Here is a 12,674-nt window from a genome sequence, read left to right on the forward strand (position 1 = left end):
TCGGTAGCCGGATTCGTTATCGGCCAATGGCGGCCGATAACGGTCGAGGCTGATCAATACCCTGATCAATACTGAAAAAGACGTGCGGAGCGGCGGAGAACACCCGCCGCCCGACCCGTCCGCCACGCAAGGAGCCAACCGGTGAGCAGCAAGGACATCACCGTCGTCCACGTCATGAGACACGGGGAGGTGGACAACCCCCAGGGCATCCTCTACGGCCGGCTGCCCAACTACCACCTGTCCGAGCTGGGCCGGAAGATGGCCGAGCGGGTCGCCGAACACCTCGCCCGGCGCGACATCACCCACGTCGTGGCGTCCCCGCTGGAGCGCGCCCAGGAGACGGCCGAGCCGATCGCCGCCTCGCACGGCGTGGAGGTGGCCACCGACGAGCGGCTCATCGAGGCCGAGAACATCTTCCAGGGCATGACGTTCGGCGTCGGGGACGGCTCGCTGCGCCGCCCCTCGCACTGGCGCTACCTGCGCAACCCCTTCCGGCCGTCCTGGGGCGAGCCGTACGTGGACCAGGTGGTGCGGATGATGAACGCCATCCACGCCGCCCGCCAGGCCGCCTCCGGGCACGAGGCGGTGTGCGTCAGCCACCAGCTGCCCATCTGGATGGTGCGCAGCTACGTGGAGAAGCGCCGGCTGTGGCACGACCCACGCCGCCGCCAGTGCAGCCTGGCCAGCCTCACCTCCTTCACCTTCGAGGGCGAGCGGATCGTCGGCGTCGGCTACTCGGAGCCGGCCCGGGAGCTGCTGCCGGCCGACCTCGCGGCCCGCTCGAAGAGCTTCGGGGCCTGAAGGCCACCCCTGCCGGGCCACGCCGGGCCTGCCCGGTCACGCCGGGCGCCTGTCGGGTCACGCCGGGCGTCCGTCCGGTGCCCGGCGGGCGTCCGCCCGTTTCGCGCCGGGGAGCGGGGGCAGCAGCAGCCGTGTTCCGACCGACGAACGGACACGGAGAGGACATCGCGTGGCTGCCACCACTCTGGACGGCAAGACGATCGCCTTCCTGGTCGCCCCGGAGGGCGTCGAGCAGGTGGAGCTGACCGAGCCGTGGAAGGCCGTGGAACAGGCGGGCGGCACGCCGCGCCTGGTCTCCACGGCCTCCGGCAAGGTGCAGGCCTTCAACCACCTCGACCGGGCCGACACCTTCCCGGTCGACGAGGTCGCCCGGGACGCCGACCCGGCCGGCTTCGACGCGCTGGTGCTGCCCGGCGGGGTCGCCAACCCGGACTTCCTGCGCATGGACGCCGCCGCCGTCCGGTTCGTCCGGGCGTTCTTCGACGCGGGCAAGCCGGTGGCGTCGATCTGCCACGGCCCGTGGACGCTGGTGGAGGCGGACGTGGTCCGCGACCGCACGCTCACCTCCTGGCCCAGCCTGGCCACCGACCTGCGCAACGCGGGCGCGAACTGGGTGGACGAGGAGGTCAAGGTGTGCACCGGCGCCCCGAGCACCCTGGTGACCAGCCGCAAACCCGGCGACCTGCCGGCCTTCAACGAGGCGCTGGTGCGGGAGTTCGCCGCCTAGCCCCCGCGGGCCGGCGGCGCCCGCCCCGGCACCATCCCGTGCCCCGGCACCATCCCGCGCCCTGGTGCCATCAACGCCCCGCGCCCCCGCCGCGCCCCCGCCGCGCCGCGGTGGCACGCGTACCGCGGTGCCGCGCTGCCGTGGCGCGCCCCACGGGCCGGCGGAGCACGAGCCGTGGGCGGTGGCCCGTAACGGGCCCACTGCCTGCGGCTTTATCCGTCCCTTAGCAGAAGCGCTCGCCCGCCCGCAAGATCGGTGCGGCCGCATGCGAGACTGGCGGCCATGCGTACCCACCGCACGGGCGCTCCCGGACGCCCCCGCTCCCGCATGGTCCTGCCCGTCATGGCGGTCGTGGTGGCCGGCCTCGTCCTGAGCGGATGCTCCTCAGGGGACGAGGACGGTGGTTCGGGCGGTTCCAACGAGGCCAGCACCCAGTACGTCGCCGGCACCGGTGAGATCACCGCCCTGCCGGTCGCCGAGCGCCAGCAGGCCCCGGACATCTCCGGCACCACCCTGGACGGCGAGGAGATCGCCCTGTCCGACTACCGGGGGGAGATCGTGGTGCTGAACGTCTGGGGCTCGTGGTGCGGCCCGTGCCGCACGGAGGCCCCGCACCTGCAGGCCGTGCACGAGGCCACCCAGGACCGGGGCGTGCGCTTCCTCGGGATCAACACCCGGGACCTGGACGAGGTGCCGGCGCGGCGGTTCGAGGAGACCAACGGCATCACCTACCCGAGCATCTACGACCCGGCCGGCCGGCTCGTCCTGGAGTTCAAGGGCAACCTGATGCCGCAGGCCATCCCGTCCACCCTGATCATCGACCGCGAGGGGCGGATAGCCGTGCGGGCCCTGAAGGCCCTCACCGAGCAGGAACTCACCGACATGATCGAGCCGATGCTCGCCGAGGACGCATGAACGAGACCGTCCTCGACGGCGCGCTCCTGCTGGCCATCCCGGTCGCCGCGTTCGCCGGTCTGATCTCCTTCTTCTCGCCCTGCGTGCTTCCCCTCGTGCCCGGCTACCTCGGCTACGTCACCGGGCTGAGCGGCGCGGACCTGCGCGGCTCCAGCGAGCGGGGCGGCGGCGCGCTGCGCGGCCGGATGCTGCTCGGCTCGCTGCTGTTCGTGCTGGGCTTCTCCGTGGTGTTCGTCTCCGCCGGGGCGCTGTTCGGCTACTTCGCCTTCACCCTCCAGGAGCACATCACCTGGATCACCCGGGTGCTGGGCGCGCTGACCATCGTGCTCGGGCTCTCCTTCGCCGGCCTGCTGCCCCGCCTCGGCTTCCTGCAACGCGAGGCCCGGCTGGACCACCGGCCGACCACCGGGCTGGTCGGGGCGCCCGTCCTGGGGTTCGTCTTCGGGCTCGGCTGGACCCCGTGCATCGGCCCGACGCAGCAGGCGGTGTTCGCCCTCTCGGTGAGCGAGGCCGACGCCGGGCGCGGCGCCCTGCTCGGACTGTGCTACTGCCTCGGCCTCGGCATACCGTTCATGGTGGCCGCGGTGGCCTTCCGCCGGGCGCTCGGCGCCTTCGGCTGGGTCAAGCGCCACTACCAGTGGGTCATGCGGACCGGTGGGGCCATGCTCGTCGTCGTCGGGGTCCTGTTGATCACCGGCGTCTGGAACCGGCTGGTCTACGAGATGCAGCTGTGGACCAGCGGCTTCACGATCGGAATCTGAGTTGTGAGCGACATCGACACCGCACCTGACACCGCCCGCGAGACCGCCGACGTCGCGCGTGAGGCCGACGAGGAGGCCGCCGACCTCCGCGCGGCCGAGCGGCTCAGCTCCGTCCCGGAGGCCGTCCCCGAGGAGGACGACGCCCCGGCCGCCGGCCGCGACACCGACCCCGGGAACCCCGCCGCCCCCGCCGGCGCGCGGCGCGGCGGCGTCGTGGGCGTCCTCGTCGAGACGGTGAGCTGGGCGCGCTGGACCTGGCGCCAGCTGACCTCCATGCGCGTCGCCCTGATCCTGCTCTTCCTGCTCTCCCTTGCCGCCATCCCCGGCTCGCTGATCCCGCAGGAGCCGGCCAGCCCGTTGCGGGTCGAGGAGTTCCGGCAGGACAACCCCACCCTCGCCGGCATCTACGACCGGCTGAGCCTCTTCGACGTCTTCTCCTCGCCGTGGTTCGCGGCGATCTACCTGCTGCTGTTCATCTCCCTCGCCGGCTGCATCCTGCCCCGCTGCAAGCAGTTCGCGCAGGCGCTGCGCCGCCGCCCGCCCCGGGCGCCGCGCCGCCTGGACCGCCTGCCGGTGCACACCTCGTGGGAGACCGACGCCCCCGCCGAGGCCGTCCTGCAGGCCGCCGCCCGCACGCTGCGCGGCCGCCGCTTCCGCGTCCACGCCGCCGACGGCTCCGTGGCCTCGGAGAAGGGCTACCTGCGGGAGGCCGGCAACCTGCTCTTCCACGTGGCGCTGTTCGGCTTCCTCATCGCCCTCGCCATGGGGAGCTCGCTCGGCGCCACCGGCGGCCGGCTGCTCCTGGAGGGCCAGGCGTTCGCCAACGCGCTCACCCAGTACGACGACTTCTCCCCGGGCCGCTCCTACGACATCGCCGACCTGGACGACTTCGGCATGGAGCTGGTGGACTTCCGGGCCACCTTCGAGGAGTCCGGGCCGCAGCAGGGCACCCCGCGCACCTTCGAGGCGGAGGTCACCTACTGGGAGGGCGACGGCGAGCCGAGGGAGGAGACCATCCGGGTCAACCACCCCCTCCAGGTCGGCGACAGCAAGGTGTTCCTGATCGGCCACGGCTTCGCGCCCGAGGTGACCGTGCGGGACGCCTCCGGCGAGATCGCCTACCAGGGCCCGGCGTCCTTCCTGCCGCAGGACGCCAACTTCACCTCCTCCGGGGTGATCAAGGTTCCGGACGGCCAGAACCCGGACGGCACCCGGCAGCAGCTCGGCTTCTCCGGGCTCTTCCTGCCGACCGCCAAGATCGACCCGGTGCGCGGCCCCTACTCGGCCGGCCCCACGGCGGAGTACCCGGCGCTCTTCCTCACCGCCTACGAGGGCGACCTGGGCATGGACACCCCGCAGGGGCAGAACGTCTACCAGCTCGACGACACCAACCTGACCCAGTTCACCGACGAGGACGGCAACCCGCTCAGCGCCGCGCTGCTGGTCGGCGAGACGATGACGCTGCCGGACGGCCGGGGCAGCATCACCTTCGACGGCTACCGGCAGTGGGCCACCTTCCAGGTCACCCAGCACCCGGGCAACGGACTGGCGCTCGCCTCGGCGATCGTCTGCATCACCGGGCTGGTCGGCTCGCTGTTCGTGCAGCGGCGCCGCATCTGGGTGCGGGCCGTGACGGGCAAGGACGGGCGCACCCTGGTGGAGGTCGCCGGCCTCGCCCACAACGAGGCCCCGCGCATCCGCGAGGAGATCGCCGCCGTCGTCACCGACCTGCTGCCGGAGGCGCCGGAGAAGTCGGGGGAGTCGGGGGCGTCGGGGGCGGCCGAGGTGTCGGTGGAGCCGGAGGCGCCGGAGGCGCCGGAGGAGCCTGAGGCCTCTGAGAAGCCGGAGGAGGCTGAGGAGCCGGCGGAACCCGGGGATGCAGAGACCCTCAAGGCGTCCGAGGCCCGCAAGGCCCCCAAGGGCCGAGAGGAGTCCGGGGAATCCGGGAAGTCCGCGGAGTAGGGGGGGCACCACCCGGCCGAGACGATTCTCCACAGGAAAGCAGGCCCTCTTGCGCCCGCCGCGAACCATCCACTACCCCTGGTGAACAAGGGGGGTTCGTGGTTGTCCACAGGGTGTCGGGTCCCTCTTGCGCGGGGTGTGGGTGGTGCGCTACCCCTGGTGAACAAGGGGGTTCGTCGTTGTCCACAGGGTGTCGGGTCCCTCTTGCGCGCGCGTGAAGCGTCCGCTAGCCCAGTGAGCGCCGCCTGTGGAGCCCTCGCGCTCGGGTGGTGCGAGACGGCAGAACCCACCACCAACGCGACAGCGCCACCAACGCGCCAGCGCCCCGGCCGCCGTCATCGGCGGCCGGGGCGCTGTCGCGTGGAGGGAAGTGGAAGGAAAAGGGGCGAGTAGGCGCCGGCTTTCGCAGCAGGGGTGTCAGGAGGAGGCCGGGCCGTCGTCGCCGTCGGTGTCCTTCTTCCTGCGCTTCTCGGGGGAGTCCTCGTCGGCGGCGTCGCGCGGCGCCTCGTCATCGGTCGCCTCGTCGTCCGGCGCGGTGCCGTCGGCGCGGGCGTCCTTCTCGAAGAAGGAGTTCGGGAGGTCCTCCGGGGCCTCGGAGGACCGCGGGTCCGGGTGCGGCGCGTCCTCGTCGCGGCTGAGCAGGTCCTCCTCCCAGCGGCGCAGCAGGTCCTGCTCCTCGCTGCTCACCCGCTTGTTCAGCGAGGCCAGGAACTCCGGGTCGTCGTCCGGGGCGAGCGGGGCGGGGCGGTGGCCACGGGAGCCGCGGCCGAGCCCGCCGCCGAAGCCGGCGGCGCCCGCGGGCCGGGCCGCGCGCGGTCGGCCGGCGATGAACCAGGCCGCCGCGCCCGGGATGCTGAACAGCAGGATGAGGAAGACCCAGACGATCTTCGGCAGCCCGCGGACCTCCTCGTCCTCGCTCTGGATGCAGTCGACCACCGTGAAGATGGTCACCCCGAGGGTGGCCAGGAACAGCAGTACCCGCATGGTCGGCTCTCCGGTAGTGGGGGACGGTCGGCGTGTGTGCGGCCAGTGGTGACCCAGGGTACTCGCCGGTTCGCCGCGGCGGGGGCCGCGTGGAGGACCTCACACCGCGGCGTCCGGTCGGGCGTCAGAAGCCGTCCGGGGCCGGGCTGCGGCGCAGCAGCATCGCCGCCAGGACGCCGCCGATGAGGCCGCTGAGGTGCCCCTGCCAGGAGACGCCCTCGGCGATCGGCAGCGCGCCCCACAGGATGGAGCCGTACGCCGCGGCCACCAGCAGGCCCACGCCGACGTCCACCGGCCGCCGGTCGGCGAAGCCGCGCACCACCAGGTAGGCGAAGAGCCCGAAGACGACGCCGCTGGCGCCCGCCGTGTTGGTGGCCGGCGGTGAGATCAGCCACACGCCCAACCCGCTCACCAGCATGATCACCGCCACGGCGGCCAGGAAGCGGGGTATGCCGCGCAGGGCGGCGAGGAAGCCGAGGACGAACAGCGGCAGGCTGTTGGCGGCCACGTGCGCGAAGCCGAAGTGCCCGAACGCGGAGGGGATGAGGTCGCGGAACTCGCCCGGCACCCGGGGGATCACGCCGAAGGTGTCGAGCCGGTGGCCGCTGAGGGTGTCCACCAGTTCCAGCACCCACAACAGGGCGACCCAGCAGCCCATCAGCACGGCCGCGTCAACGGCCCCGGACAGTCCCCGCCGCCATCTGGCGCCGAACCTCCCACGAGTTGTCGCATCAGCGGACAACGGCGACCTCCCCTTGCCGGCGTCGGGTGCCGCGTCCCGGTCCCGACCCGTGGGCTGCCCGTCCCACGGGTGGCGGCGCGCGGCGCGTTGATGGGCGGACACGGACACCCGGGCCGGGAGCGCCACGCCCTCGGACGCCCCGGACGCCCTCGGCGTCCTGGCCGGCGCCCCGGGGCGCCGGCGTGTCCCGACGGGTGCCCGCGGGTGTCGCCGAGGCCCCGGATGTTCGAGAATCGGGTGTTCGAAGTCCGGGTACTCGAACGCCTGCCCCGTCGGGTGGCCGCTGAACGCGTCTGTTCCGGGTACCCGGGTTGTGCAGCGGGCCCATCGGTCCGGCAAAGTGTCCCACGCACGGACGCGGACGGGAAGGTCGAGATGATGGATGCGGTGGACCGACAGCTCATCCAGGCACTCCGGCAGAACGGGCGCGCCTCCTACGCGGAGTTGGGCCGGCTGGTGGGGCTCTCCGGGCCGAGCGTCACCGATCGCATCAACCGGCTGGAGCAGGCGGGCGTGATCACCGGCTACCGGGCGATCGTGGCGCCGGCGAGCCTCGGCCTGGGCGTGACGGCGCTGATCGGCCTGCAGTTGTCGGACGCCGCCGACCACGAGGACGTGGGGGAGCGGCTGCGCGAACTGGACGAGGTGGAGGACTGCTGGTTCATCGCCGGCGAGGACTCCTACATGCTCAAGGTCCGCGTGTCCGACGTCGACGACCTGGAGCTGGCGGTGCGCCGGCTCAGCCGGATCGAGGGTGTGGCCCGGACCCGTACCACCGTCGTGCTCTCCACGAAGTGGGAGAACCGCGTGGGGCCGGTGCCCGGGCTCGACGAGGAGTGAGCGGGAGCGGCGCGCCGGATGGGCGGGCCGCCAGAAGCAGGGGCCGTCAGAAGTAGTAGGGGAAACGGCTCCAGTCCGGGTCCCGCTTCTCCAGGAACGCGTCCCGGCCCTCCACCGCCTCGTCCGTCATGTACGCCAGACGGGTGGTTTCGCCGGCGAACACCTGCTGGCCGACGAGCCCGTCGTCGATGGCGTTGAAGGCGAACTTCAGCATCCGGCGGGCGGTCGGGGACTTGCCGTTGATCTCGGCGGCCCAGCGCAGCGCCTCCGCCTCCAGCTCGGCGTGCGGCACCACGGCGTTGACCATGCCCATGCGGTGTGCTTCCTCGGCGGTGTACGGGCGGCCGAGGAAGAAGATCTCGCGGGCGAACTTCTGCCCCACCTGGCGGGCGAGGTAGGCGGAGCCGAAGCCGCCGTCGAAGGAGCCCACGTCGGCGTCGGTCTGCTTGAAGCGGGCGTGCTCGGCGCTGGCCAGGGTGAGGTCGCAGACGACGTGCAGGCTGTGGCCGCCGCCGGCCGCCCAGCCGGGCACCACGGCGATGACCACCTTCGGCATGAACCTGATCAGCCGCTGCACCTCCAGGATGTGCAGCCGGCCGGCGCGCGCCGGGTCGACCGTCTCGGCGGTCTCGCCGGAGGCGTAGCGGTAGCCGTCGCGGCCGCGGATCCGCTGGTCGCCGCCGGAGCAGAACGCCCAGCCGCCGTCGCGGGGGGAGGGGCCGTTGCCGGTGAGGAGGACGCAGCCGACGTCGGGTGTCATGCGCGCGTGGTCCAGGGCCCGGTACAGCTCGTCGACCGTGCCGGGGCGGAAGGCGTTGCGGACCTCGGGGCGGTTGAAGGCGATGCGGACGGTGGGGGCGTCGCGGCCGTCGATGACGTGGCGGTGGTAGGTGATGTCGGTGAAGTCGAAGCCCTCGACCTCCCGCCAGGCGGCGGGGTCGAAGATCTCGGAGACGCGGCCGTCACCGCCGGCGCCGGCGGAGGGCTCGGTGGTCGTCTCGCCGGGCGGGGTGCTCTGGGCGACCTGGGGCGCCTGGGCGGCCGGTGAGGCTTCGGGGCTGGAGGGGGATGTCGGGGAGGTCACGGCGGCCAAGGATATTCCCCGCCGGTAGCCCGGCAGGGATCCCGGGGCGGGGGTGGGGCGCCGAGCGGGTAGGCGGGCTGGCGGCGGGACGCCGAACGAGATGCCGGGCGAGCCGCTGGCGAGGTGCGGCGGAATGCCCGGGTAGCTGCCGGGCGGGATGGCTGGGCCACGGGCGGGCTCCCGGCACGAGCCTGCCGAGCCCGCCGAGCAGTGCCGAGCCCGCCGAGCGGGATGGAGGAGGCAATCGGGATGGGTGGGATGGGCGGGACGACGCGCGAGCTGCCGGGCGGGTTATCCACAGGCCGCGATTGCCCTCTGTCGCCGCCCTCTCACCCCGTGAGACGCTGGAATCAGGGGGGTCCACCCGGCCGCTCGGGTCCGAGCCCGAACAGAAACGATTCGGCGCCTCCCCGGAGGCGTCCCGGGCCAGAGCAGGCCGCTCACCTGCCGGTGCTCCGGCGCGTGCCGCCTATGCCGCCCTGCTGGTCAGGCGCTGTGGTGCACGGTCGTAAGCTCGAGGACGTGAACCACGATCGGGAGGACCGCGCTCCCCAGGCCGCAGCCGGCTCCGCGGGCAGTGCCCTACCGGTCGGGGCTCCACCCATCGGCGCCCTCCCGTCCGAAGCCCTGGTGCCCGAAGAACTCCGGCTCGACGCCCTCCCGCCGGGCGTCGCTCCGCCCGGCGGCGGCGCCCCGCCCCCCGCAGCGCTCCGACCCGACCTGCTTCCGTCCGACCTGCTCCCGTCCGACCTGCTCCCGTCCGGCGTCACCGCGCACGCCGTGTACGCCATCCCCATGCGGCAGCGCTTCCGCGGCATCACCGTCCGCGAGGGCCTGCTGCTGCGCGGCCCGGCCGGCTGGGCCGAGTTCTGCCCCTTCCCGGACTACGACCCCGGCCAGTGCCGCCCCTGGCTCGACGCCGCCCTGGAGGCCGCCCAGCTCGGCTGGCCGGCGCCGGTGCGCGACAGCGTCCCGGTCAACGGCACGGTCCCGGCCGTCGACGCCGCCACCGCCGCCGCCATCGTGCGTTCCTGGGACGGCTGCCGCACCGCCAAGGTGAAGGTCGCCGAGCCCGGTCAGACGCTGGCCGACGACGTCGCCCGCGTCGAGGCCGTCCGGGACGCCCTCGGCCCCACCGGTCGCGTGCGGGTGGACGCCAACGGCGGCTGGACGCTGGACGAGGCGGTCCGCGCGGTCCGCGCCCTGGACCGCTTCGGCCTGGAGTACGTCGAGCAGCCCTGCCGCACCGTCGAGGAACTGGCCGCGCTGCGCCGCCGGGTGGACGTGCCGGTGGCCGCCGACGAGTCGATCCGGCGCAGCGAGGACCCGATGCGGGTGGTCCGCGCCGAGGCCGCCGACATCGCCGTGCTCAAGGTGCAGCCGCTCGGCGGCGTCCGCGCCTGCCTGGAGATCGCCGAGCGGATCGGCCTGCCGGTCGTGGTCTCCTCCGCCCTGGAGAGCTCCGTGGGCCTGGCCGCGGGGGTGGCCCTGGCCGCCGCCCTGCCCGAGCTGCCCTACGCCTGCGGCCTCGGCACGGTCACGCTGCTCACGACCGACGTGGTGGCCCGCCCGCTCGCGCCGGTGGGCGGCCGGCTGCCGGCGGTCCGCACCGCACCGGCCCCCGAGGCGGCGGCGCTGGCGGCGGTGGCCGCGCCGGAGGAGACCGTCCGGCACTGGGGGCGGCGCCTGGCCGCCACCGCCGCCGTCCGGCGAGCCCCGGACTGGACCGGGTGGGAGCGCACCGGCCGGCTGGCGGTGGGTGAGGAGGACGATCCCAGGTGAGCACCCCGCATCCCCCCACCGACTCCATGCCGTCCGCCGAACCAACCTCCCCCGGCGACACCCCGGGCCCCATACCGCCCAGCCCGGCCGCACACGCCAGCCCGGCCGCACACGCCGACCCGGCCGAACAGGCCAGCCCGGCCGCACACGCCGACCTGCCCGAACCCGCCACCCCGGCCAACCCCGCCACGGCGCTGGCCGAGGTCCTGGTGGACGAACTGGTCCGCGGCGGCGTCCGCGAGGCCGTGCTGTCACCCGGTTCGCGCAACGCCCCGCTCTCCTTCGCCCTGCACCGGGCCGACGCCGCCGGCCGGCTGCGGCTGCACGTGCGCATCGACGAGCGCTCCGCCGCCTTCCTCGCCCTCGGCCTGGCCAAGCGCTCCGGCCGCCCCGTCCCCGTGGTGTGCACCTCCGGCACCGCCGCCGCCAACCTCCACCCCGCCGTGATGGAGGCCGGCCAGGCGCGCGTGCCGTTGGTGGTCATCACGGCCGACCGGCCGGCGCAGCTGCGCGGCACCGGCGCCAACCAGACGGTCGACCAGTCCGGCCTCTACGGCGGCTCGGTGCGGCTGTTCCAGGAACTGGCCGCCCCCGGCTGGCAGGCGGGGCAGAACGCCTGGTGGCGGGCGGCGGTGTGCCGGGCGCTGGCCGGCGCGGCCGGTGAGGGCGGTGACGGCGGGCGCCGTGGCCCCGTCCACCTCAACGCCGCCTTCGCCGAACCCCTCACCCCGGACGCCGTCGTGCCCGGATGCCCCGCGGAGGCCTTCGCCGGACGCCCCGACGGCGCCCCCTGGACGCTGCGCCACCCCGCCCGCGTCCCCACCGGCGTCCCCACCATCCCGCCCGTCGGCGACTTCGCCCCGCCGCTCACCCTGCCCGCCCGCACGCTCGTCGTGGTGGGCGACACCGCCGCCGACCCGGAGCTGGGCGAGCGGGCCGCGCGCGTCGCCGAGACCCACGGCTTCCCGCTGCTGGTCGAGCCGACCGGCCGGGCCTGGGGCAAGAGCGCCCTGCGCGCCGGGACCCTGCTGCTGGGCGACGCGGCGTTCGTCGACCGGCACCCGCCCGAGCACGTCCTTCAGGTGGGCCGGCCCACGCTGGGCCGGGCGCTGGGCGCGCTGCTGCGCCGGCCGGGCGTCGGCCTGACGGTCGTCGACACCGATCCGGTGTGGACGGACCCCGGCCACCTGGCCGCCGAACTGCGCACCTGCCTGGAGCCGGCCCGGGTCTACGCCCCCGCCGGGCAGGACGACGACTTCGCCGACGCCTGGCGCCGCGCCGACCAGGCCGCCTGCGCCGTGCTGGACCCGCTGCTCGACGACGCCTGGCCGTCCGGCCCGAGCATCGCCCGGGAGGTCGTCGGGGCGCTGCCGGAGGGGGCGCTGCTGTGGCTCGGCGCCTCCGCCCCGATCCGTGACGTGGACCTCGCCGCACCCCGCCGGCCCGACCTGACCGTACTGACCAACCGGGGCGCCGCCGGCATCGACGGCGTCGTCTCGGCGAGCATCGGGGCCGCCCTGGACGCCCAGGCGGACGGCGCCGGTCCGGCGTTCGCCCTGCTCGGCGACCTGACCTTCCTGCACGACTCCGGCGGGCTGGTCATCGGCCCGCACGAGCCGGTGCCCGACCTGACCATCGTGGTGGTCAACGACGACGGCGGCGCGATCTTCTCCCTGCTGGAGCAGGGCGACCCGCGCCACGCCGACGCCTTCGAACGCGTCTTCGGCACCGCGCACGGCGTCGACCTGGCGGCCCGCTGCGCCTCCACCGGCACCCGGCACACCCTGGCGGCGACCAGGGATTCCCTGGTCGCCGCCCTGTCCGAGGCCCGCCCCGGTGCCGGACTCCACGTGGTCGAGGTGCGGACGTCCCGCGCGGACGTCCGCGACCTGCACGCCCGGCTGCGCGCCGAGGTCTCCCGCGCCGTCGCGGCGACCGCCGTCGCGGGCTGACGCCGCGGCCCGGCTGGCATCACAACCGGGCTGGCATCACAACCGGGCTGATGTCACGGCCCGGCTGACGTCGCGGGCCCGGAAGCGGGGCGGAGCGGGCCGCAGCGGGGCCGGGTGCCGGGCC

11 protein-coding genes are annotated in these 12,674 nt (G+C 74.5%); 8 read left to right on the plus strand and 3 right to left on the minus strand.

Features of this window, described 5'->3' with window-relative positions; genetic code table 11:
• Positions 1-174: 174 nt before the first annotated feature.
• From FHU37_RS13685 to resB, 5 genes are all read left to right on the plus strand, one after another.
• A complete protein-coding gene (locus FHU37_RS13685; RefSeq protein ID WP_179816253.1) occupies positions 175-801 on the plus strand; it encodes a histidine phosphatase family protein in 627 nt (208 codons plus the stop codon).
• Positions 802-970: 169 nt separating this feature from the next.
• Positions 971-1,528 (plus strand): type 1 glutamine amidotransferase domain-containing protein, encoded by a 558-nt coding sequence (locus FHU37_RS13690; RefSeq protein WP_179814461.1) that lies wholly within the window; start codon positions 971-973, stop codon positions 1,526-1,528.
• A gap of 282 nt (positions 1,529-1,810) precedes the next feature.
• Positions 1,811-2,443 (plus strand): TlpA family protein disulfide reductase, encoded by a 633-nt coding sequence (locus tag FHU37_RS13695; protein WP_179814462.1) that lies wholly within the window; start codon positions 1,811-1,813, stop codon positions 2,441-2,443.
• Positions 2,440-3,204: a cytochrome c biogenesis CcdA family protein gene (locus FHU37_RS13700; RefSeq protein WP_179814463.1), complete on the plus strand. Its 765-nt coding sequence runs from the start codon at positions 2,440-2,442 to the stop codon at positions 3,202-3,204. Before FHU37_RS13695 ends, FHU37_RS13700 begins: the two co-directional genes overlap by 4 nt.
• Positions 3,205-3,207: 3 nt before the next feature.
• Positions 3,208-5,166 carry a cytochrome c biogenesis protein ResB gene (resB, locus tag FHU37_RS13705; RefSeq protein ID WP_179814464.1) on the plus strand — a complete coding sequence of 653 codons (1,959 nt, stop codon included), beginning with the start codon at positions 3,208-3,210 and terminating at the stop codon, positions 5,164-5,166.
• Between the two features lie 417 nt (positions 5,167-5,583).
• Here the strand turns inward: resB and FHU37_RS13710 are convergent, their stop codons facing one another.
• Together FHU37_RS13710 and FHU37_RS13715 are read right to left on the minus strand one after the other, a co-directional pair.
• The gene (locus FHU37_RS13710) at positions 5,584-6,150 is read right to left on the minus strand and encodes a PLD nuclease N-terminal domain-containing protein (RefSeq protein WP_179814465.1); all 567 of its coding nucleotides are present in this window, start codon (positions 6,148-6,150) and stop codon (positions 5,584-5,586) included.
• A gap of 124 nt (positions 6,151-6,274) precedes the next feature.
• Positions 6,275-6,808 carry a rhomboid family intramembrane serine protease gene (locus FHU37_RS13715; protein ID WP_179816254.1) on the minus strand — a complete coding sequence of 178 codons (534 nt, stop codon included), beginning with the start codon at positions 6,806-6,808 and terminating at the stop codon, positions 6,275-6,277.
• Between the two features lie 462 nt (positions 6,809-7,270).
• On the opposite strand from FHU37_RS13715, the gene FHU37_RS13720 reads away from it, so the two are divergent.
• Positions 7,271-7,732, plus strand: a complete 462-nt coding sequence (locus FHU37_RS13720) for an Lrp/AsnC family transcriptional regulator (protein ID WP_179816255.1) — start codon at positions 7,271-7,273, stop codon at positions 7,730-7,732.
• Between the two features lie 46 nt (positions 7,733-7,778).
• On the opposite strand, the gene FHU37_RS13725 is transcribed toward FHU37_RS13720, so the two are convergent.
• Positions 7,779-8,816: a 1,4-dihydroxy-2-naphthoyl-CoA synthase gene (locus tag FHU37_RS13725; RefSeq protein ID WP_446680294.1), complete on the minus strand. Its 1,038-nt coding sequence runs from the start codon at positions 8,814-8,816 to the stop codon at positions 7,779-7,781.
• Between the two features lie 630 nt (positions 8,817-9,446).
• Between FHU37_RS13725 and FHU37_RS13730 the strand changes: the two genes are divergently transcribed.
• Together FHU37_RS13730 and menD are read left to right on the plus strand one after the other, a co-directional pair.
• Positions 9,447-10,598: an o-succinylbenzoate synthase gene (locus FHU37_RS13730; RefSeq protein ID WP_218904030.1), complete on the plus strand. Its 1,152-nt coding sequence runs from the start codon at positions 9,447-9,449 to the stop codon at positions 10,596-10,598.
• Complete coding sequence (gene menD / locus FHU37_RS13735; protein ID WP_218904031.1) at positions 10,595-12,550, plus strand: 2-succinyl-5-enolpyruvyl-6-hydroxy-3-cyclohexene-1-carboxylic-acid synthase; 1,956 nt, start codon at positions 10,595-10,597, stop codon at positions 12,548-12,550. The genes FHU37_RS13730 and menD overlap by 4 nt, the downstream gene beginning before the upstream one ends.
• Positions 12,551-12,674: the final 124 nt, after the last annotated feature.

Origin of the sequence: Allostreptomyces psammosilenae (assembly GCF_013407765.1) — a bacterium.
GTDB classification, from domain to species: Bacteria; Actinomycetota; Actinomycetes; order Streptomycetales; family Streptomycetaceae; genus Allostreptomyces; species Allostreptomyces psammosilenae.

Excerpts from the sequence above, each read along its gene's own strand:
- FHU37_RS13685 (WP_179816253.1), top strand. The coding sequence starts at position 175 with ATGAGACACGGGGAGGTGGACAACCCCCAGGGCATCCTCTACGGCCGG.
- FHU37_RS13695 (WP_179814462.1), top strand. The coding sequence starts at position 1,811 with ATGCGTACCCACCGCACGGGCGCTCCCGGACGCCCCCGCTCCCGCATG.
- FHU37_RS13700 (WP_179814463.1), top strand. The coding sequence starts at position 2,440 with ATGAACGAGACCGTCCTCGACGGCGCGCTCCTGCTGGCCATCCCGGTC.
- FHU37_RS13710 (WP_179814465.1), bottom strand. The coding sequence starts at position 6,150 with ATGCGGGTACTGCTGTTCCTGGCCACCCTCGGGGTGACCATCTTCACG.
- FHU37_RS13715 (WP_179816254.1), bottom strand. The coding sequence starts at position 6,808 with ATGGGCTGCTGGGTCGCCCTGTTGTGGGTGCTGGAACTGGTGGACACC.
- FHU37_RS13720 (WP_179816255.1), top strand. The coding sequence starts at position 7,271 with ATGGATGCGGTGGACCGACAGCTCATCCAGGCACTCCGGCAGAACGGG.